The organism is Nocardia sichangensis (genome assembly GCF_047200615.1).
Lineage (GTDB): Bacteria > Actinomycetota > Actinomycetes > Mycobacteriales > Mycobacteriaceae > Nocardia > Nocardia sichangensis.
Genome location: NZ_JBJZOK010000004.1, coordinates 23,840 through 43,254 on the forward strand (window position 1 = coordinate 23,840; position 19,415 = coordinate 43,254).

22 protein-coding genes and 1 pseudogene are annotated in these 19,415 nt (G+C 65.6%); 9 read left to right on the plus strand and 14 right to left on the minus strand.

Annotated features, from left to right (window positions below):
• The first annotated feature begins 1,065 nt into the window (after positions 1 to 1,065).
• Both ACL03I_RS06575 and ACL03I_RS06580 read left to right on the plus strand, forming a co-directional pair.
• Complete coding sequence (locus tag ACL03I_RS06575) at positions 1,066 to 1,872, plus strand: alpha/beta fold hydrolase (protein WP_355074359.1); 807 nt, start codon at positions 1,066 to 1,068, stop codon at positions 1,870 to 1,872.
• A gap of 44 nt (positions 1,873 to 1,916) precedes the next feature.
• Positions 1,917 to 2,915, plus strand: a complete 999-nt coding sequence (locus tag ACL03I_RS06580; RefSeq protein WP_412805384.1) for a class I SAM-dependent methyltransferase — start codon at positions 1,917 to 1,919, stop codon at positions 2,913 to 2,915.
• A 243-nt stretch (positions 2,916 to 3,158) separates the two neighbouring features.
• Here the strand turns inward: ACL03I_RS06580 and ACL03I_RS06585 are convergent, their stop codons facing one another.
• The 3 genes from ACL03I_RS06585 to ACL03I_RS06595 all read right to left on the minus strand — a co-directional run bounded on the left by ACL03I_RS06585 (position 3,159) and on the right by ACL03I_RS06595 (position 5,468).
• Positions 3,159 to 3,944, minus strand: a complete 786-nt coding sequence (locus ACL03I_RS06585; RefSeq protein WP_412805385.1) for an SDR family NAD(P)-dependent oxidoreductase — start codon at positions 3,942 to 3,944, stop codon at positions 3,159 to 3,161.
• A 212-nt stretch (positions 3,945 to 4,156) separates the two neighbouring features.
• A complete protein-coding gene (locus ACL03I_RS06590) occupies positions 4,157 to 5,068 on the minus strand; it encodes an NAD(P)H-binding protein (RefSeq protein WP_355074356.1) in 912 nt (303 codons plus the stop codon).
• Positions 5,069 to 5,174: 106 nt separating this feature from the next.
• Entirely contained in the window at positions 5,175 to 5,468 is a 294-nt protein-coding gene (locus ACL03I_RS06595) for a hypothetical protein (RefSeq protein WP_412805386.1), read from the minus strand.
• Positions 5,469 to 6,100: 632 nt separating this feature from the next.
• Between ACL03I_RS06595 and ACL03I_RS06600 the strand changes: the two genes are divergently transcribed.
• Both ACL03I_RS06600 and ACL03I_RS06605 read left to right on the plus strand, forming a co-directional pair.
• On the plus strand, positions 6,101 to 6,844 hold the full coding sequence (locus ACL03I_RS06600) for a thiamine pyrophosphate-binding protein (protein WP_412805387.1): 744 nt from the start codon (positions 6,101 to 6,103) through the stop codon (positions 6,842 to 6,844).
• Positions 6,845 to 7,183: 339 nt separating this feature from the next.
• Positions 7,184 to 7,582: a nuclear transport factor 2 family protein gene (locus ACL03I_RS06605; RefSeq protein ID WP_355074351.1), complete on the plus strand. Its 399-nt coding sequence runs from the start codon at positions 7,184 to 7,186 to the stop codon at positions 7,580 to 7,582.
• Positions 7,583 to 7,858: 276 nt separating this feature from the next.
• Here the strand turns inward: ACL03I_RS06605 and ACL03I_RS06610 are convergent, their stop codons facing one another.
• Both ACL03I_RS06610 and ACL03I_RS06615 read right to left on the minus strand, forming a co-directional pair.
• Positions 7,859 to 8,431 carry an NADPH-dependent FMN reductase gene (locus ACL03I_RS06610; RefSeq protein WP_412805388.1) on the minus strand — a complete coding sequence of 191 codons (573 nt, stop codon included), beginning with the start codon at positions 8,429 to 8,431 and terminating at the stop codon, positions 7,859 to 7,861.
• Between the two features lie 274 nt (positions 8,432 to 8,705).
• Positions 8,706 to 9,740, minus strand: a complete 1,035-nt coding sequence (locus ACL03I_RS06615; protein ID WP_412805389.1) for a zinc-dependent alcohol dehydrogenase family protein — start codon at positions 9,738 to 9,740, stop codon at positions 8,706 to 8,708.
• 239 nt (positions 9,741 to 9,979) lie between these two features.
• Here ACL03I_RS06615 and ACL03I_RS06620 point away from each other — a divergent pair, with 239 nt between their 5' ends.
• The 3 genes from ACL03I_RS06620 (at position 9,980) to ACL03I_RS06630 (ending at position 11,506) form a co-directional block, all read left to right on the plus strand.
• A complete protein-coding gene (locus tag ACL03I_RS06620; protein WP_412805390.1) occupies positions 9,980 to 10,129 on the plus strand; it encodes a hypothetical protein in 150 nt (49 codons plus the stop codon).
• Between the two features lie 228 nt (positions 10,130 to 10,357).
• Complete coding sequence (locus ACL03I_RS06625; protein WP_412805391.1) at positions 10,358 to 10,822, plus strand: hypothetical protein; 465 nt, start codon at positions 10,358 to 10,360, stop codon at positions 10,820 to 10,822.
• A 420-nt stretch (positions 10,823 to 11,242) separates the two neighbouring features.
• A complete protein-coding gene (locus ACL03I_RS06630; protein ID WP_412805392.1) occupies positions 11,243 to 11,506 on the plus strand; it encodes a hypothetical protein in 264 nt (87 codons plus the stop codon).
• A gap of 112 nt (positions 11,507 to 11,618) precedes the next feature.
• On the opposite strand, the gene ACL03I_RS06635 is transcribed toward ACL03I_RS06630, so the two are convergent.
• The 8 genes and pseudogenes from ACL03I_RS06635 to ACL03I_RS06670 form a co-directional block, all read right to left on the minus strand.
• Positions 11,619 to 14,375 (minus strand): TIR domain-containing protein, encoded by a 2,757-nt coding sequence (locus tag ACL03I_RS06635; protein WP_412805393.1) that lies wholly within the window; start codon positions 14,373 to 14,375, stop codon positions 11,619 to 11,621.
• A 338-nt stretch (positions 14,376 to 14,713) separates the two neighbouring features.
• Positions 14,714 to 14,875, minus strand: coding sequence for a recombinase family protein (locus ACL03I_RS06640; protein WP_412805394.1), 162 nt, complete (start codon positions 14,873 to 14,875; stop codon positions 14,714 to 14,716).
• Positions 14,876 to 14,925: 50 nt separating this feature from the next.
• Positions 14,926 to 15,207: a hypothetical protein gene (locus ACL03I_RS06645; RefSeq protein WP_412805395.1), complete on the minus strand. Its 282-nt coding sequence runs from the start codon at positions 15,205 to 15,207 to the stop codon at positions 14,926 to 14,928.
• A 314-nt stretch (positions 15,208 to 15,521) separates the two neighbouring features.
• Entirely contained in the window at positions 15,522 to 15,869 is a 348-nt protein-coding gene (locus tag ACL03I_RS06650; RefSeq protein ID WP_412805396.1) for a DoxX family protein, read from the minus strand.
• Between the two features lie 9 nt (positions 15,870 to 15,878).
• A complete protein-coding gene (locus ACL03I_RS06655) occupies positions 15,879 to 16,007 on the minus strand; it encodes a fumarylacetoacetate hydrolase family protein (RefSeq protein ID WP_412805592.1) in 129 nt (42 codons plus the stop codon).
• A complete protein-coding gene (locus ACL03I_RS06660; RefSeq protein ID WP_412805593.1) occupies positions 15,950 to 16,195 on the minus strand; it encodes a fumarylacetoacetate hydrolase family protein in 246 nt (81 codons plus the stop codon). Before ACL03I_RS06660 ends, ACL03I_RS06655 begins: the two co-directional genes overlap by 58 nt.
• On the minus strand, positions 16,126 to 16,380 hold the full coding sequence (locus ACL03I_RS06665) for a hypothetical protein (RefSeq protein WP_412805601.1): 255 nt from the start codon (positions 16,378 to 16,380) through the stop codon (positions 16,126 to 16,128). Before ACL03I_RS06665 ends, ACL03I_RS06660 begins: the two co-directional genes overlap by 70 nt.
• Before the next feature lie 80 nt (positions 16,381 to 16,460).
• Positions 16,461 to 17,271, minus strand: a pseudogene (locus tag ACL03I_RS06670) (AMP-binding protein); the annotation flags it as partial.
• 23 nt (positions 17,272 to 17,294) lie between these two features.
• On the opposite strand from ACL03I_RS06670, the gene ACL03I_RS06675 reads away from it, so the two are divergent.
• Positions 17,295 to 18,398, plus strand: a complete 1,104-nt coding sequence (locus ACL03I_RS06675) for a bifunctional 3-(3-hydroxy-phenyl)propionate/3-hydroxycinnamic acid hydroxylase (protein ID WP_412805397.1) — start codon at positions 17,295 to 17,297, stop codon at positions 18,396 to 18,398.
• A 14-nt stretch (positions 18,399 to 18,412) separates the two neighbouring features.
• On the plus strand, positions 18,413 to 18,562 hold the full coding sequence (locus tag ACL03I_RS06680; protein ID WP_355074340.1) for a hypothetical protein: 150 nt from the start codon (positions 18,413 to 18,415) through the stop codon (positions 18,560 to 18,562).
• A gap of 154 nt (positions 18,563 to 18,716) precedes the next feature.
• Here the strand turns inward: ACL03I_RS06680 and ACL03I_RS06685 are convergent, their stop codons facing one another.
• A complete protein-coding gene (locus tag ACL03I_RS06685; protein ID WP_364433841.1) occupies positions 18,717 to 19,394 on the minus strand; it encodes a TetR/AcrR family transcriptional regulator in 678 nt (225 codons plus the stop codon).
• Positions 19,395 to 19,415: the final 21 nt, after the last annotated feature.

The window sequence follows — 19,415 nt, forward strand, 5'->3', positions numbered from 1 at the left end:
CGGCGCCGGGTGTTCCGCACGACAGACGTTCGCGCCGCAGCACTTCCGATGGTTCGTGTGAAACGCCTACGCGAACGACTGAGCCGGTCGGACCCCCGCGAGATACTGCGGGAGGAAAGCCGTTGGTTCCACGGCACCGAACCCACCTGGACGCGCGTCGAAGCGCGCGGTGTCGCCTCCGTCGGCCGAATCCGGGTCACCCGCACGTGGACCGACGCACACCAGTAACGCCATCTCGACCTCGAGCCGGTCGTCTATCGGTCGACCCCGCCGCTCGATCGCTCGCGGCGGCTCGTACTTCACGGAATTGAAGTGGCTCGGGCCATGTCACCACCCAGCAGCGCGGCACCGCTTTACCGCCGCAGCGAGGCCCGGTTGACGATCGTCACCCGGATCACCGGGACAACCAGGCCAGGCGGCACTCGCTGCGCGGCGGGCTATCCACGTGCCAATGGGCAGCAGGTCGATCACGATTGAGCTCATCCATCCAACCGGCGAATATTGACACGGTTACGCTGCAGGTTGAAGCTGAAGACCGGTGTGAGCAGTAGTCTCGTACAGCGGGGAGGGCCGCTGTGCACCACGACGGACCATCGGCAGCGTAGAGGCGATGGTTACGTGTCGGGATATCTTTCCCCGCTCGGTTCATGCGATGCGAAGCCTTGAACGCAGGTTCGGCTCCCCACCGATCGTTCTGATCCACGGGCTTCGGATGACGCCCGCAACTGCGACCGCGCTGGGCGGAGCGCTACGCTCTCGCATCGGCGACGAGCCCCGCGGGCACGTGGGCAGGGCCGACCAGCGACCTACCTACAAGGTGGTCGTCGCGGATGTCCCGAGTTCCGTGGAACTGAGCGGCGGCTCCGGTCGGCGCAGTGCTTCGTTCAGGTGATGACGAGTTGCTGCCCAGCGCGGGCACGAGCCTCGCACAGACGCGATTGTCGGAGTGGCTGACCCGCCGGGTGACCCAGTCGTGCGGGCGGCAGCGTGCCGCCCGCACCGAACACAGGCCGCTGTCGGGCCGGATCCGGCTTGAGCACGTCCTGCACAGCGAAGGAGCACGCCATGAGCTTTGTTCGATTCGCCCGAACCGCGCTCGTCACGATCGCCCTCGTCGCCGCCTCGGCCGCGGCGCTGGCCGGTCCGGCCGCTGCCCGAGGATTGCCCACAGTCGTCTTGGTGCACGGCGCCTTCGCCGACACCACCAGTTGGGACCCGGTCGCCGCAGAGTTGCGCGGCCGCGGCTACACCGTCGCCGTCCCCGACAACCCCCTGCGCGGACCCGGCTACGACGCGGCCACCGTCGAGAAGACCCTCGCCGGGATCTCCGGGCCCGTGGTGCTCGTGGGCCACTCCTACGGCGGCGCGGTCATCAGCAACATCCACAACCCGAACGTGCAGGCCCTTGTCTATGTCGCCGCGTTCGCGCCGGCAGAGGGGGAGCCCGTCCAGCTGGGACTGGATCCGATCCGATTCCCCGGTAGTCAGCTGCTCCCGCCCGTCTTGCAGGTCAAGCTCGTCGACGACGCGCACGCGATCGGCGGCAGGAACCTCGACGGCTACGTTGCCTCCGACGCGTTCCACCGGGTGTTCGCGCCGGATGTCAACGATGCGACGGCCGCGACCATGCTGGCTCACCAGCACTCGATCGCGCTGTGGGCCAACCTGGAGCCGTCCGGGCCGACATCCTGGTCGAACACTCCGAGTTGGTCGCTGATCCCCACCGGCGACAACATCATCCCGCCCGCTTCGCAGCGCTTCATGGCCGGCCGCATCGGGGCGCACACCACCGAGATCGCCGCCTCACACGCCGTGCTCGTATCCCAGCCCGTCGCCGTCGCCGACGTCATCGTCACCGCCGCGGGCAGCTGACCGGGGGCAGGTCGAACCCCTATACCTGCCCGCGGTCGTCAGCGGTGCGCGCAAGGGCGTCGGCCTCGCGCGATCACCGAAGCGCTCGTCGCCGAGCGCCCGCACGTGGTGGCAGGAGCACACACACCCACACCGACGAAATCTCCACCTCCGGCCGCCGGCGAGAGTCTGACGCTCGCAGGGTCGGCCGCGATCCGTGGGACGAGTTCTTCTTCCGGTTCCTGGATCCGACCCGCACCTACAGTTGCGCGTTGTGGAACCACCCTGAGGACACACTCGAACAAGCCCAACTGAACAAGATCGACCTCGCGTTGGGCAAATGCGACCTGCGACCCGGAATGACCCTGCTCGATGTCGGGTGCGGGTGGGGATCAGCCCTGCTGCGCGCCATGGACACCCGCCAGGTCAACACGATCGGGTTGACCGTCAGCCGCAGCCAATACCGGTACGTGCGCGACCAGCTCGTCGACCGGCTCGCGCGCGGACATCCGTGCGGCCGGGTATGGCTGCAGGGCTGGGAAGCCTTCGACGGCCACGCCGACCGCATCGTGTGCATCGACGCCTTCGAATACTTCCACCACGACAGCTACGGCGAGTTCTTCCAGTTCGCCCACCACGCCCTGCCCGTCGGGGGTGTGCTGCTACTGCAAACCATCGTCGGTTACCACCGCGACGGCCGGCGCGCCCACGCTATCGAGCACACCGGCATCGATGACGCGTTCATGCAGTTCCTCACCGGCACGGTCTTCGCCGGTGGCCCACTGTCGGCCCCGACCGGCCGCGGCCCCAAGGGCGTCACCGCATACGCCGAACACGCCGGCTTCACCGTCACCGTCATCCAGGCGATGGGACCGCACTACGCCACCACCCTGGACCACTGGGCGAGTGCCCTGCACGAACACCGCGACCACGCCATCGAGCTCACCGGAACCGGCATCTACAACGCCTATATCCGGTACCTGACCGGATGCGCCGACTACGCCCGCCGCGGCCACATCGACGTCATGCAATTCACCTGCACCAAACCCGGAACACCGCACTGAAACGGACACGAAGAACACGCGGCCACATTGGTTGCGCGGCGGGTTCATCGAGTGCGGCTGGCTTCCGGTGGAAGCGGTGAGGGCGACGAGCAGTCCGACACGCTGACGAAGCTCCGAGCTCCAGTGGCGCGTCGGTAGGCCGATGGCAGGACCGGTGGCTTGTCCGCGCGGGAGGGCACCTCGTCGGGGTCGAGTCCGCGGTCGATGCCGGCCGTGGAGCGGGTCGTGTGTGACTGGTCGGCCTCAAATCGTGGTCACGAAGCCGCCGTCGATCCTCAGATCGGATCCGGTGATGTTCGCGGACCGGTCGCTGGCCAGGAATACGACCAGGTCGGCAACCTCGTCCGGAGTGGTGAACCGGCCCATGGCGGCAGCACCGGCTGTCGCGGACCGCACCTGTTCCGGGCTCTGACCGCTGGCGTCGGCGATCGTGTCGGCCACCCCACCTTCGTCCAGCCACAGCCCTGTCGTCACGGGCCCGGGGCTGATGGAGTTGACGCGAATATTCCTCGGCCCCAATTCCTTCGACAATGCCTTGCCGAAATTGGTGACGGCGGCCTTGGTGGCGCAGTAGTCGTAGATGCCGGGGTCCGGATAGTACGCGTTGACCGATCCGACAATGACGATCGATCCACCGCCACGGCGATACATCTGTGGCAGCGCGGCGCGGGTCGGCCGCACAGTCCCCATCACATTGAGATCCCAGGATGCCTGCCACTGGTCGTCGGTAACGCGCGCGATACCGCCCGGTTGGACAGTGACCGCCCCGACGTTGTTGACCAATACATCGATGCCACCGTGATCCGCCGCAGCCGCGATCAGGTCATCCGCGCCGCCGGGCAGCGACAAATCGGCGGATACAAAGGCCACTTTCCCGGCATCCACCAGCGCCCCGAGACCGGCTCCTCGGCTGCGTGATCCGGCCACGACGTGAGCCCCGGCGTCCACCAGCGCCTGGGTGATCGCGAGCCCGATACCTTTGCTGGCGCCGGTCACCACGGCGACTTTGCCCGACAGATGTAGATCCATACGTTTCTCCCATCGCGAGCTCGGTTGTGACTCCGAAGACGCTACGCCCGGCTCAGCTCTCTGCTTCGTCGAAGGCATACGGACTCTCCGAAAGGCTTTACATCCGCGGTCTTCCGTCGCGTCTGCGCAATCATCACCGAGCCCCCATGAATCCTGGGCCGTGCACGTGGTCGCCGTCCCGAGCCTCCGCACGACCCCGCATCTGACGAGCACTACGAGAACAGCTCCGTGTGTTCGGCGATGTACCGCCCAACCGTGGATGGCGGCTGTCCTGTGATCTTCTCGACGTCGTCGGTGGCTCGGTCGTAGCGCCCAGCGCGGTGCAGCAGTGCCATGGTGGCCAGGTGCTGCTCGACGTGCGCGGGCAGACCTCGGGGCTCGAGGACCTCCTCGACCCAGGTTTCCTGGGGGATGTCGGTGCCGCGAATCGGCCGGTGCAGTCCCAGGGTGTACTCGGCGGCCAGGCCATCGATGTCCAGACTCTGCGGACCGGTCAATTCGTAGACGTCGCCGATGCGGTGATTGGGATCTGTAAGTACTGCCGCAACCGTGCGTGCCACGTCGCTGGTCGCTATCGGTGACGTTCGACCCGTTCCGAAGGGGAGGGCCAGTACGTTTCGCTCGCGCAGCGACGGTGCCGCGAATCCGGTGAAGATCGGATTGTCCAGAAACACCGTCGGCCTGATGTGCACGGCCGGCACACCCGACCAGTTCATGACATGCTCGGCGAGATAATGCAACCGATGTTGGCGAGACTCGCCCACACTGGTCAGCGTCATTTGAGAAACGGTCATCTGGGACATGTTCACGATCACCTCGAGCTGGCCGTATGCCAATGCGGCGTCGCAGACGACCGCCGTCGCCTGCAGGTAGCCCGGCGAAACTCCCATCGAAAAGAACATGCGATCAGCACCGGTCATCGCGCCGACCACATCTCGTGGCTCGGTCAAATCGCCGACGACGACTTCAGCGCCCAGCGCGCGCAGCGGCTCGGCTCGGGCGTCGTCGTGGTGCACCAACGCGCGAACGCGGTCCCCACGTTCCCGCAATCGCTCGATCACTTGCCTGCTCACGCCACCGGTGCCACCACCCGCCCCGGTGATCAGATACAAGGGCGCACTCATGCTCGCTCCTCACGGTGTGTTTTCCCAATGCTCGGCCAGGGGAGTGCGGCGAACCGCTCGAGCATCACACGGGACAACAGCAGCACCGAGCTACGTGGCCGGTGGTTCACCACGATGCGCTGGGCTTTCCGGCGGCGTCGAAGGTGACCTGAACAATGACGTGAATCGGCACGCCGGGGACCGATGAGGTGTAGTCCTCGAGGAAACTGTTCTCGTCGCATGGCCCGCCGTAGTGGAAATCTTGAAACTCATATATTTCACGGGCGGCGACCACGACTTCATGGACGGCATGCGCGCCTTGTATGGCGCCGTCCGACGCCGCGCCTTCCTCGGTTACATCGTCGGCGAGATTGTCCAGCCACGCTGGATAGTACGGCTTCCCCAGGTATGTCGATGTCACGCCGCGCCTCCCGTGGAATCCGGTAGCGAGCCGGCTCGCCGACACGCGCCCACGATGTAAGACCTATGACCCGTGCAACTATATCGACCGGCAGCCCCGGTTGCGGAAAGCCACTTGGACAATGCGGTAACGGCGCGCTCGCAGAACCGGCATCCGTGGCGCAGGAATAGGCGCGATGCGCCGACACTCCCGACCGCCGACGATCACGCGCTCAGCGGCATTACCCCATTCGCGGGGAGTGTCGAATATTACGACACTCCCCGCTCATTCGGAACTCTTGGCATGAGGTAAACGGGGTGATGTCCTGTGTAGTGCGTTCCCGTGGCGAACCGGGGTGTACACGTCGCGTGCGTAGTGAATCCCTCGCCGAACACCTACGCGATCTGCGACTATTAGGAGGGGTGTTCGAGTTCGATCCACCCGCGAACCACTGGCATCCGTACCTAGAACTGCGAGGACCTTGCAGAGGCGATTTTGACCGCCACGTACTGCGTTCGTTCCGGTGGAATGCACGCACTGTGTGCCTGTGGACGAGTTCATGTTCGGTCGGCGGCCCGTTCGAAACGATGGCGTCACCGTGATCCGATGTCGATTCGGAGGAGCACATGGTGTCTACGAGTGAGGCACGACGAATGACGATCGGCGATTTTCTGCTTCGCCGTCTGGCGGAGGCCGGGATAAGCCACCTGTTCGGTGTCCCCGGCGACTACAACCTCGAGTTGCTCCAGCAGCTCGAGGACAGCGGCACCATGCGTTGGGTCGGCACTTGCGGTGAGCTGGCCGCGTCCTACGCGGCGGATGGCTACGCGCGGCTCAATGGCATGGGCGCGCTGCTCGTGACGAACGCCGTAGGCGCGATGAGTGCGATCAACGGGGTCGCCGGATGCTATGCCGAGCACGTTCCGGTGGTCTGTATCTGCGGGTCGATTCCGCTCAGGTCCATCGATCGCGGCTTGGGGATGCATCACACGATGGGCGACGGGACGTGGGATCGCTTCCTCGGTGCTTACGCGCAGGTGACTGCCGCGCAGGCCAGGCTGACCCCCTGCAACGCGGCTGTCGAGATCGACCGACTGATTCTCACCGCATGGCGGGAGAAACTGCCCGTGTACGTGGAAGTGCCGTCCGACATCGCCTACCTCGATATCGAGGCCCCGTCCGAGCCGCTGGCCCTCGAACAACCGTCCAGTGACCCCGAACGGTTGCAGTCGTGCATCACCGCCGTCGCGCGCCACTTGTCCGATGCCAGGTCACCGGCGATTCTGGTGGATCTGGACGCCGACCGGTTCAGCGTCGCCGCCGAGGTCATGGAACTCGCCGAGAAGATGCAACTTCCTATCGCGGTGAGCAGCACGGCAAAGGCGGTGATCGACTAGACGTTCCCTCACTAGACCGGCGCGCCGCGGGCCGAGCTTCGAGAAGGTCGCAGGCGCGCGTGGCCGCAGGCGACCCCTGGGACGAGCGTGCATACGAAATGTACCCGCCCGCAATGAAATCCCTATACCGCGAGCGCGGAGCCACCTTCGGCAAGGAGCGCTACGGCGAACTCGGCATATCGCGCGAGGATGACGAGAACAGCATCTCTCGAACATTGTTCGGCAGCTCCTGCGAGGCCGGATCGGACTGCATGGCAGCGGATCCGCCGAGACTCCTACCCATGTGCACGACGTTCGATCGGGAGCTACAGCCACCCGCATGAACGGAAAGGAATCGCGATGACCAGTTCCCCCGCCGACCTTATGCGACGCAATCTTCTGGACGTCTTCAACGAACCCGACCCGGCTCGCCGGGCCGCGGCCATCGCCGAGACCTATGCCGAGGACGTGATCTGGCACGAACCGGACCGAATTCTGCGCGGACGCAAGGACCTCGAGCGCCGGGCCGAGGAGTTGCGTGCCGAAAACCCGGACTGGACCTTCCGGCCCTTCGGTCCGGTGTCGGAACTCGACGACATCGGCCACCTCGGCTTCCAGTACGGCCCCGTCGACCGACCTCCGGTGATCAGCGGCATGGATATCGCTCGTACCGAGGACGGCGTCATCATCGAGCTCTACACCATCGTCACCGAGACTACGGCGGCGACGGTGCTGACGGCCAACCTGTACCGCGGCTGACCGTTCTCGAGCGCTGGTCCGACGGCACCATTCGGCTGTACTGGGCAAGCGAACTCATGTTCGTACCGCCAGATGATTCCGGGCAGGATCCCGGGCGCCCCGATAACGGTGGAGACGCCTGGGCACTGTTCGATCTGGCCACTACGCCGCCGTTCCGGCGATGGCGAGTTCGACACTCGCCCGCGAACTGGTGACGACGCTGACGGAGTTCGCGGACACTGTGGCGATTCGGCGCCGGCGGAGGCGACCCACGTGCCACGGGCCGGGAAGATCGGGTCAGCCGAGTTGGGGGACCACGCTGTGCACGCGGGTGATGAAAGTGGCGAAATCCGCCATGAACCGGGTGAGGAATCGCTTCGTCGAGTCGTCGAGGACATCGCCATCAGGGGTGAAGACGTCCGGGTGGAATTGGATGTAGGCCTCAGGGGAATTCATCTGCGGGGAATTGCAATAGCCGAGCACGCTGCGCAGACTGAGCTGAGCGAGCGCGGTGCCGAGTTTGCCCGGCGAGGCGCCGATGACGGCGGACGGCTTGAGCGCGAACGAGTTGTCGCCCCATGGGCGGCTGGCCCAGTCGATGGCGTTCTTCAGCGGTCCCGGGATCGAGCGGTTGTATTCCGGCGTCACGAACAGCACAGCGTCGACAGCGGCGATGGCCGCCTTGAGTGCGCGGCCCTCCGGCGGGTAGTCGACGTCGTAGTCGCGGTTGTACAGCGGCAGATCCTTGATCGGAATCTCGGTGAACGACAACTGGGTCGGCGCCAGCCGGATCAGAGCCTTGGACAGGATCCGGTTGGCGGATTCCCTGGAAAGACTGCCGACGATGTAGCCGACCGTGTAGGTACTCACGCGTTGCCTCCTGACCAGAGAGGTGCCCGGTGCTGTACGAAGCGCCGAGCGTCGTCGACGCGCGGCGGTTTCACGAGACTGCACGGACAACGTAGCACTTCACAGCGGTCGCGGCGCCCGAGAAACGGACGCTGCCGGTCGGCGGCGGTGTCGCGGTAGTGGATGGACCGTCTGTGGCTGAGCCGTTTGCTGAAGTGAGTGCGGTCCAGCTTCATCTAGTGCGGTCGTTGCTCATCGGATTGATCAATGGCCCCGGCCGATCTCGGCTTGAAAGTCATGGAACGCCCCCCTCTTCGAATACGAAAAGGGGTTTGCCCCCGTGTGCGGGTGTTTCGGCGAGCGAGACGGCTTCGGTGAAGTGTTCGAGCGGGAATGGCTGACCTGGGGGAATGTTCAGCACTTCGTCAGCGACGAGATCGCGAACGTCGGACAGCGCGCGCAGCGCATCCTGAGGTGAGGTAGTGCCGAGCCAGTGGTAGAGCCAGAAGCCACGGACCACTTTGGTTTCGTAGATGATCGAGCGTGCCGGCAGCGGGATCGTCAGCGCTGCCGGGTCGGCTTGGCGGTGGGTGGAGAGTGCGCCGTAGACCACGACCTCTCCGCCCGGAGCCAATGCCTGGGATACCCGGGCACCTACCTCGCCCGCGACACAGTCGATGGCCTTGCGCACCCCGGGCGGTCCTGCGATTTCGGTGACACGCTGCAATAGGTCCTCATCCGCGGTGCAGATGACCTCCTCCCCACCGAGCGTCTTGATCTCCTCGACGGCATCGCGTCTCCGCACGACGTTGATCGTCCGAATACCCAAATGTCTGGCCAGTTGGATGACGAGCCGGCCGACAGTGGAGCCCGCGGCCGTCTGCAACATCCATTCACCCGGCCGTACGTCGAGTTCGTGAGTCACCAGTAACAGCGCGGTCAACGGATTGACCGCGAGCTGGCAGGCACTGGAATCGCTCAGATCATCGGGGACCGGCAGAAGCCTTCCTGTATCGGCGACGATGTATTCCTGCCACGTGCCGGTTACACCGACGGTCACCACGCGCTCGCCGATCCGCAGTCCCTCGGTATCCGGACCGAGCGCCTCGATTCGGCCCACGCATTCCATACCCACCACGGTGGGAAACTCGGGGGAGAAACCGTAGCGGCCACGCAGCATGTGCAGATCGCTGGCGTGGATCGGTGTCGCTTGCACGCGGATCAACGCCTGACCGGCTTCCGGCGTGGGAACGGGCCGTGATTCCAGCCGCAGGACGTCGGTTGGCTCGCCGATTTTTCCGGCTACGAGCGCGCGCATGGATTGTGGCATGAGCGAACTTTCGGCTCTCGGCGCCCGACTAACTCGGGCGTTCTGGACAGGAACACGCCGGTGTCGACGTCGGCGACTGGGCTCCGGACCTTTCTTTTCGATGGAGCAAGACCCGTGCGCACGTTGCCGTCGGCGTCCGGTCAATGCAGGCCGATGATCACCCGCTCACACCGGCCGATTACCGGCCGTTTCGCCTCTACCGCCCCAGGTATGACGCCAGAAGTTACCCCACAGCAACTGTGCTGGACGGTCGACTCGCCGATCCGATGCCCAGCTACCGGGTGAGCGAGGTACTCGGCGATCTGGCCATCGACAACGACAACGAGAAGCGGCTGCGGGCGACATGGCGGATTTCCCTGCGCACCGGATCGAGCGGGGACGACCGATAGACGACGACCGCGCTAGAGGTCGAGATAGCGTTGCTGGTGTGGCGAGTGGTACGGGGCGCCGCGTTGCGCCGGGACCCGCCGCAGCTCTTGTCGTGGTGACAAACGTCCGGTGAGACTTCGTACTCTCGGGACGATGGCGCGATCTGCGCGCCGATCTACTGTTTCGGCGTCGATCTCGAGCGAACCGCACAGCAGCGCGGCGGACCCATCCAGGAGAAAGATTTGATTGTGTTCATTCCGACCGAAGAACCATCGTCACGATCGGATACTCCGGCCGCCAACGATGCCCACTCGGCGATGAACAGCGCCGAGAATTCTCTCTCGCCGAATACCGAGCACGCATCCGACGATATTCTCCCGCTCGGACCGCCCGCACTGGTTCTGGGCATCGTGCTGCTCGGCGCCGGGTTCGCCGCGCTGCTACCGGCTCGGAGTTGGTCACGCGACTACGGCTCGCTGGCCCTCCCCGCCTATGTTCTTTACATCAGTCTCGCCGGTTCGCTGAGCGTCTGGGGTCTCCGGCTGGCCCACCGGCAGCACGTCCGAGCGCTTCGCAGCGCGACCGACCAGCGGAACTCCGCGGCGAGTTCCGTCGCGCAACGCGCTCGCCCGAGCGCCGAAACCCATCCCACGTTCGTGCGGCAAACGCAGCGATCAGACGCCGGGATCGGTGGCCGCGCGCAGGACCGGTAAGGCCCCCATCGCTAGGAACCGCATTCGGTCCTCCGAGTCCATCGGCAGGCTTGGGCACGCGACGACCGAGTGCCCTGGCGGACGCATCGCGGCCTTTGGCGATGAGGTGGACGAACCGGGCGAGATAGGTTTGAGGGCGCGGCCGCCCACTGCGCTCGTCGTGCGAGCCGGTCCGATCACCAGGCTCCGGCCGCGTACACGATGCCACCACGCCGATCGAGGTGTACCGGAGGCGCCTCCAGCAAGTTTGGCAGCAATGACCTTCAGAATCAATGCGTGTCTGCGGTATTCGGCTCAGCACGTCTAGCGTGTGCTGGTGAGTCGCAGCTGGTCGCAGCGAGTTTCTGGTGTGGATGCCTTTGGTACCGGGTGCCGAGACGAGGGGGCCGGCCGTTTACAGCGGCGCGGTGGTGCTATTCGGTGAAGGACACGACATTGTGCCTCGACAACGGCTTCGACAACACGATCAAGGAGGTTCACGTGGCCGAGAAGAGCTACCGCTCCGCCGATACCGGCGAATACGTGAGCGAGGAGACCGCAGCGGAGAACCCGAAGACCACCCTCGGTGAGGATGAGCCTCACGACGGGGACAACCGGCGCGACCGCTCAGCAATTACTGGACATTTCGTCAAGCCTGACACCAGCCGCCGTCACCCCGATACCACCGTGACCGAGAACGGATGACGCATCGAGTCGCGCCACCGTTTCGAGGCGGCGGCCAGTCCGGCATTCGATGGGAACTGCTCCGCGACAACGGCGGTTCGGTGTTTTTCGGTCACCCGGTGTTCGGGCGTGTTCAGCAGGGCGGCCGATAGGGACGGCCGTGTAGGTAGAGTCCCCAGTCGCCTTCCCAGAGCGGCCCGCTGACCTGCGCGCAGATGCGGGGGATGAGTTCGTCTGGCGTGGTGTCCCACGATATAGGTGGGTGATCGTCGTATTGGGCGTGCACCCGTCCGCGCTCGTCGAACCGAAGCGCGCGCAGGTGGACGGACAGCTCGGCGGGTAGGGACCAGGCGAACAGTTCCTGCGGTGCGGAGCGGTCGCGCAGGTCGAACAGTCGAACCGAACGATTGTCGCCCACTGCGAGCACGGTCGCGTCCGAGGACAGGCCAATGGCATACGTCGAGAGACCTGACGGGCTGCCGATGGATGCGGTCAGCCGCGCCTTGTCCGGATGTGTCAGATCGAATACCCGTATTCGGCCGTCCTCGTCGCCGAATACAAGCACACGACCGTCGCGGCTGAGGGTCGTCGCGGAGACCCGGTTCTTCTTGTCCGGGTACGTGGCGACGATCCGGGGAGTTCGCGGGTCGGTGGCGTCTACGATCGACATGCTGCCGTCGCCACCGGCGATGAGAATCAAACCCCGTTCGACGGCCTCCACCCGGCTTATTCGGAACTCGCTGTCGAGCGTGCCCAAGGGCACCGGATGGGTTCTGTCACCGACATCGAAGATCTCGAGTCCGTCGGGTACGCCAATCGCCAGTTCGGTACCTGTTGGGTCGAACGACAGCGCTGCACTGAGCCCGGTCATACTGTTGCGTATGTTCACGGTCCCGACTTGCACCGGGGCAGCCGGATCGCCTACATCCCAGAGGAACACGGAGGTGTCGTAGCCGCCGACGGCCAACGTGCGCCCATCAGGGCTGAACGCCAGTGCCACGCCGGTAGCAACAGGCAGGACGGCGGTCACCACTGGTCGGTCGACATCGACGAGATCCCGGAGCACCACCTCTTGGCTGCTGCCGGATGCCAGCAGCCGTCCATCCGGACGCACCGCGATCGCGGCGGCCTGGTCCGTCAGATCGGTGAGCGCGGGGCCGTAAAGACGCCAGGTACGGACCCGCCCGCCGAAGGAAGCGGTCACGACATCGCGGCCGTCGGCGGTGAAAACGGCCCCTGACACCATGTTCACGCCGTCGTCCAGAACCTTCTCGATATGAATCCTCGCCAGGTCCGCGGTGTTCCACAATCTGGCGCTGTCGCGGCTCGCGGTGACCAAGTGGTGACCATCGCGACTGAAGACCGCAGTGCATACAGGACTCTCGTGCTTCTTCACTATCGCAGGGGCGGCAGGACCCGCGAAATTCCATACCGCCACCCGGCCGTCGTTACCGCCAGCCACCAGGGACCGTCCATCCGGTCCGAAATCCGCGACGCACACTCCTTCCGGACGGCCTGACAGAACCGCGCCCGGCGCCGGGGAGAGGGGGTCGGCCACGTTCCACAGGCGGATCGCGCCGTCGGGAGCTTCGACGGCCAGCATGCGCCCATCCGGGCTGAAGGGGATCGACAGAACACCGGATACACCGTCGGTGATGCTGCCGGCCCGGCTCGGATGCGCGGGATCAGCGATCGACCATAGGTCAACCCGCCAGCCCTCGCGCCGGATCTGCCCGCCGACCGCCAATGTGCGGCCGTCTGGACTGAATCGAAGTGATACGACAGGCGGGCCGACGAACTGCGCGACAGCAATTGGGTCGGCCGGATTCGTAATGTCCCACAGACCAACGGTGCCATCGAGACTGCCGGTGGCCAGCAGCCGGCCGTCCGGGCTGAAAGTCACCGAATAGGTGAATCGAAGGGCCAGCCTGCTCAACGCGTTGGACCTGTCCGCAGCGGTCAGATCCCACAGTGTGACGGTTTGTGACTCGCCTGCGGTAGCCAGCAGCATCCGGCCGGAATTGATCGCCGCCACGGAATCGGTGAAACCGAGGTAGGTCTCCCGTGGGGTGGCGACCGCGGCCAGCAGTCCGGACCACGCTTGGGAGGTCGGCGCGTACCGGTAGGCCAGAATGTTCAACTGCCTGGCGAGGTTCTGCTGCGTCGGTCGAACCCCCGCGGCATCCGCCGCGAGCCGACGCGAAAGCGCAATATCGCCCTGGTTTCTGGCTTCCAGCAGCTGCTGTCCCGCGAAGACCACAGCCACTACCGTCGCCACGGTCGAAAAAACGACGATGACGAGGGCCGCTCGGCGCAGCCTCAACCCTCTGCGATCCGCACTGTCGAGGTCGTCCGGGCTCCTGTCGTGCACGGGTGCGGCCAGTTTGCATATCGCGGACCGAAATGGACTGTTGCGCAACGTGAGCCGACGGGAATCGAGGTCGCGCAGGTCGACCCACAGCGGCTCACCGCGGAACCATCCGTCGAGCTGCGGTGGTAGCGCCGTGGTGCGCGATCGATCGAAGTCGCCGAGCCGCTCGTCCCAGTGGATCTCACCGGCGGCTACGACTATCAGGAATTTCTCCGGCGTGCCGATCTGCTTCCAGAACTCCACCTCCCGCCGCACCCCCTTGGACGCGGCGGCCTGCGGGGAGGCCAGCAGAATGAAGAACTCGGACTTCCGGATCGCGAGTTCGAGGGTGGCCCACAGGTCTGCGTTCGCGGGCAGACTCGTGTCGTCTCGGAATACCCGCAACGCACGTAATCTGTACCAGCGCCGGGCCAAACGGTGCAGACCCTGCTGTACCGCGGTCGCAACCACCCGGTCTTCGCCGTGGCTGTAGGAAATGAACGCGTTGTAGTCGTATTGTCTGCTCCGCGAATCGGCCACCGCACCAGCATGGCGCACCCAAACCCGTGCCGGTGCCAAAGACTGCTGAAAGCCCCTACACCGGCTTCACGGGCAACGTCGGTCGAAGCGCAGAAGCAATCCGATGGAACAGCATCTCGGAACTGATTATCGGCGAATGACGCGGCAAATCGGCCACTGAGTTGTAGCTGTTGAATCGGCGCAGGTAGTTGTAGATCATCGCTCGCGATACGCCGATCAGTTTTCGGGACCGAGGAGACGGTCTCCTCCGCCCGGCACGGGCCTGGTGGATCTGTTCGGCGGTAATCGCCGGTGGTGTGACGAGGTGTTGCCGGTGGGTCCGTGCGGCGGGCCAAGCCCTACTCGGTGCCGTCGATGATCAGCTCGCGGATGAATTCGGCCAGCGCGGCGAAGGAGTGGAAGACCAGGCGCCCGCCGGAGATAAGGTCCTGCAGCGATCTGCCGAACCGACTGAAGAGCAGGGTGGTGATGCTGCCGGTGATGCGTCGGGTTCGGGTCAATTTGTGCATCACGGGTCCGGTCGATGCAGGCGGTGTGGACAGGGCCGGCGTCAGCTGGCCTTCTCGACGAAGGACGAGCTCCAGGCCGTATCTCCGGTGTGGGCTTGCTCGCGGGCCCAAGTGAAGTGGTGGCGGGCCGAGGCCAGCAGCAGTGGCCCCGCGGCTAGGCCGGCGGCCGCGAACTTCAGGTTCTCGCGGCGGGTTTCGACGAGGATGCTGCCCAGGCCGCTGGCGAACCACGTCCACAGGACGATGTTGTAGGCGGGTAGCTGGTTGGGGTGCAGGCCCTCGGCTTCGTCCAGCCAGGGAGGAACCCGTACCGCAGCGACCACGGCCAGTCGGTGAAGTGGACCAGAACCGAGGCCACGGCGATCCCGGCGTTGAATGCCAGCGCGGGCCCATCATCGGGTCGATTGCGGAAGGCTTTGCGCCACATCAGTACTGGCGTCAACGACCATAGGACGTTGGTGGCGCGGCGGCCGAGCTCGGGTTCGAGGAAGACACCGACTCCGGCCCAGCGCTCGAAGGCGTTGTGCCCGAAACCTCCGAGGGTGGCCAGCGCGTTGAACAGCGGCGGGCGCGGACGCGCGGTGTTGTCGCGGCGGGTGAACAGTGACATGAGGGTTCTCCTATCGGGCGGCGATCGTCAGGACGTCGCGATGAGCGTCACCAGCGCCACACTGGCGACGAAGGTGACAACAGCAGGTAGATACGCGCTGGCCTGGTCGTGGGCCAAGCGGTGGTAGATCAGCGCCGCAACCATCAGTGTGGCGGCGGCCGTGGCCGCAACGGCGCCGAGCGGGGGCACCACCACTCCGATCGCCAAAGCAGCGGCGAGGGCGAGTTCGAACAGACCCAGCAGCCGGAATCGATGCACCGGAATGGCGAAATGTTCGGCGTCGGTGCGTGATCGGCTGGTCGCGAGGGCCTTGCTGGCACCGGTGACGATGAAAAGGAGCACCAGCAGTGCGGTGATGATGGTCGCGAGGGACATGGTGGCCTCCTACTCGGCCGTGCAGGTGTTGCGTAGTTCGCCGAGCCCTTCGATAACCGAGCGGATGGTGGTCCCCGGGGTCAGGAAGCGGGCCGGGCTACGTGAGTAGCCGACGCCCTCGGGCGTTCCGGTGAAGATGTGTCGGTCGGCAGCGCGATGTCGTCGGCCGGACCGGTGATCGAGGAGGTGAACTTCGTGAACACCAGCGGTTGGGTCGGTACGGCCAGACCGGTCTCGGCGCTGTGTCCGGCGTAGTTCAGTCCGACGGCGAAGATCTGGTATGGGCGGACAACCGGTGGCCCGAGGCGTTCGAGTTGGGCGAGCAGATCGGCGCGGTCAGGCTCGCATCGGCTTTCGGACGTGTGGTGTCGAACCACACACGGATCCGGTCGAGGTTCGCGATCGCGTGGTCGAGGTCGCTGGGCAGCGCGCCGCCGGAGGCGTGAGCGATGTCGATGACGCCGTCGTCGGTGACGATGGTGGCCCGGCCGTCGAGGTTGGCGAGTCTCATTGTGGGTGTGCTGCTTTCGATCTGATCGGCGTTGCAGAAGCGCGCGGATAGAGCCTGAAGCCGTCGGGGTCACGCCAATAGTCGACCGGGCACTGTGCCAACACCGCGTACACCGTCGGTACCGCGCTCATCGCGGCAATCCGGTAGTGCGCCACGTTATTCCAGAACTCCGCATAGAGGGCGAAGTCCCGGTATCCGAGTGGACCCGTCCACACTACGGACTGGCCGCGGAACAGCGGTGCGAGCAGGGTTACGACCAACGCGTTGACGTGAAACAGCGGAAGCGCCGCGAACATCACCGCGTCCTCGTCCAGCCCAGAGAAGTTCCTCGGCGGAGGTCTCGAGGGTCGAATTGTCGGTCATCGGGCGTACCTCACGACCGTGCGCTGGCGGCCCAGGTCGATCGCTCCATCGTCGGTGCCGATCACGGCCTCGACGGTGTCGCCATCCTTCAGATACTTGCTCATGCGACAGGCCGCCATTGATCGGCGCGGCGATACCCGCCACCTGCGCGGCGAGGGTGGCCGGTATCAACTGCGCGCAATTGGGAGCGATGAGCGCGACCGCGTCGGTGCGGCGCACGCCCAATTCGTGCAGCAGGTTCGCGTACCGGTGGACGTCGGCGAGCAGTTCGCCGTAGCTGCGTCGCAACGGCTCTCGCCAGCGCGCCGCGTCCGGAAGCACGGTGAATGCGTTGTGTTCCGGCCAAAGCGTCGCCGCGCGGACGAGCAGGGCATAGGTCGATTCCGGCAAGCCGCGCGCCGCGAGCGGCACGGATTCGATCACCGCCAAGTCTTCCGGACCGGCATAGCGGGGCAGATCGGTGTGCTGATGATCAATGGCCCGAGCCTGTTCGCCGGATATGTCACCGGTCGCGACGAGCACGGGCATGTCCGAGAATCGGCTGCGTCGAAGTGGATTTCGACGACAGGACCACCGGGAGGGCCGAGTCCGTTCGAGCGCGGTACGTCCTGGGTTGCGACGGGGCGAACAGTCTGGTGCGCGGTGCGATCGGCGGACGCATGCAGGATCTGCGATTCGACCAGCGGTGGCTGGTGGCCGACATTGCCACGACGGCCGACCTGGGTCATTGGGAGGGCGTACAACAGAGCTGCGATCCGTCGCGAGCGGCCACCTTCATGCGCGTCGGAAGAACTCGATACCGGTGGGAATTCCGATTGCACCCGGCTGAGACCGCGACCGACTATCGGGATCTCCTCCAGCTTCGGCCGTTGCTCGCCCCGTGGCTCGACGAAGCAGCCTACGAGCGATCCGAACTGGTGCGGGTCGCGGAGTACACCTTTCGTGCTCAGCTCGCCGACCGGTGGCGCAGTGGGCGAGTGTTCCTGCTCGGGGACGCCGCCCATCTCACCCCGCCATTCATCGGGCAGGGGATGGGTGCGGGTTTGCGTGATGCCGCCAACCTCAGCTGGAAGTTGGCCGGAGTGCTGCGCGGTGAGCTGTCCGAGGGGGTGCTCGATACCTACGAAGCCGAACGAAAACCACACGCACGGGCCATGATACGGCTGGCCAAGTTCACCGGCCTGACGATGACCGAAGGCGGAGAACTGGGTAACCGCCTGCGTAACCTCATCGCACCGCGACTGCGCGTCGTGCCCGGCCCCACCGGCATGGTCACCAGCGGAGAGTCCCCGCCCCTCCGCCGTTCCTCGCTGGTGGAGGCGCCGCGGATGCGTAGAGGTCTGACCGGCCGGCTCGTCCCGAACGACCGCTTGGCCGATGGGCGGCGCGTGGACGACGTCGTTATAGGGCGATACGCCATCATCACCACGGCCGAATTATCGCCAGGTGATCAGGCGATCGTGAAACAACGCGGCGGTGTCGTGCTGCGCCCCGAGCCGCATACGGATCTGTGCCGCTGGATTCGCCGCGGCCACGTGAGCGCGCTCCTGGTCCGGCCGGACGGCATCGTGCAGAGCTGCCGGGGAAGCCTGCCTGCTCTGTGCGCGTCGCTCCCGCGGTTCGCGCCGAGTATTCCGCGGACACGTGCGAGCTGAACGTCGCGGCCAAGGTGACCGAGCAGCAGGTGACCGGCCAGATCGAGCAGGTGATGTCCGGACTGAAGGGGTTGTCACAGGTCGCCGCCATCGTGGATCCATACAACTGTGGTCTAGGGCTCGCCGAGCGTCGTCCGATCACGCTTTCGTCATCCTCGAAGTAGCCACCGGTTTCCACCGCCTCGCGCCGCACTCTGATCAGTGCCCGATGCCGCTCGTTGCGCCGAAACCTTGCTCGGTGTCTAGCGCATCGGCGGCGATATCGACCCGTTCGATTCGCGATCCAGCCGTGCGGTGATTTCGGGGTCGGTCGATGCTCTACCGCACGTCATCGGCGACATCAGGCGCCGATGACGAGTGAGCGTTCTCCAAACCGGCTGCGATGACGGCGATTTCGCCCGCCTGTCCCGGTGGCACGCCGAGTGCGACCAGGCAGGCGCGGGCAGCCGCCACGTCGGGGTCGGCCTCGGTCCAGCTTCCGTCGGTGCGCGCCTCGAGCAGTGCCAGAACCAGCCCGGCGAGCGCGCGGGACAGCGCTTGGGCGGGGAGGTGATCGGAGTACACGCCGAGCTGCTGGCCGTGGCGCAGCATGGCCGCGCCGTGCTCGTGCACAGGCGCCAGCCGCTCCTCGATCCGCGCGCCCAGGTTCGTCTCGGTCAGCTTGAACAGCAGGCGGTATTTGTCGCCGACCCGCCAGAGGGCGATCGTGCACCGGGCCGAGGTCACCGTCACCGGCTCGTCCGGGTCGAGCGAGCGCAGCGTGTGTGCGATGTCCTCTGACGCCAGGTCGAGGAGGCCGTCGATCAGTGCCTCCCTGGTCGGGAAGTGGCCGTAGAGAGTTCTGCGCACGACGCCTGCGGCCGAGGCGATCTCCTCCATGCTCGCCGCGGGATTGCGGGCCAGTTCGGCTGCCGCGATATCGAGGATCCGCTTCCGATTGGCCCGCGCTCGTGTGCCCGGGGTCGTCGAGGAAGTCGTGCTCCTGGTCGCTGTCATGTGAGTCCCTTCACGTCGAAG

What these genes read in the sequence shown, in the direction of transcription:
- ACL03I_RS06600 (WP_412805387.1), top strand. Translation starts at nt 6,101, where the DNA reads ATGACGATCGGCGATTTTCTGCTTCGCCGTCTGGCGGAGGCCGGGATA.
- ACL03I_RS06585 (WP_412805385.1), bottom strand. Translation starts at nt 3,944, where the DNA reads ATGGATCTACATCTGTCGGGCAAAGTCGCCGTGGTGACCGGCGCCAGC.
- ACL03I_RS06575 (WP_355074359.1), top strand. Translation starts at nt 1,066, where the DNA reads ATGAGCTTTGTTCGATTCGCCCGAACCGCGCTCGTCACGATCGCCCTC.
- ACL03I_RS06615 (WP_412805389.1), bottom strand. Translation starts at nt 9,740, where the DNA reads ATGCCACAATCCATGCGCGCGCTCGTAGCCGGAAAAATCGGCGAGCCA.
- ACL03I_RS06605 (WP_355074351.1), top strand. Translation starts at nt 7,184, where the DNA reads ATGACCAGTTCCCCCGCCGACCTTATGCGACGCAATCTTCTGGACGTC.
- ACL03I_RS06590 (WP_355074356.1), bottom strand. Translation starts at nt 5,068, where the DNA reads ATGAGTGCGCCCTTGTATCTGATCACCGGGGCGGGTGGTGGCACCGGT.
- ACL03I_RS06650 (WP_412805396.1), bottom strand. Translation starts at nt 15,869, where the DNA reads ATGTCCCTCGCGACCATCATCACCGCACTGCTGGTGCTCCTTTTCATC.
- ACL03I_RS06685 (WP_364433841.1), bottom strand. Translation starts at nt 19,394, where the DNA reads ATGACAGCGACCAGGAGCACGACTTCCTCGACGACCCCGGGCACACGA.
- ACL03I_RS06665 (WP_412805601.1), bottom strand. Translation starts at nt 16,380, where the DNA reads ATGAGACTCGCCAACCTCGACGGCCGGGCCACCATCGTCACCGACGAC.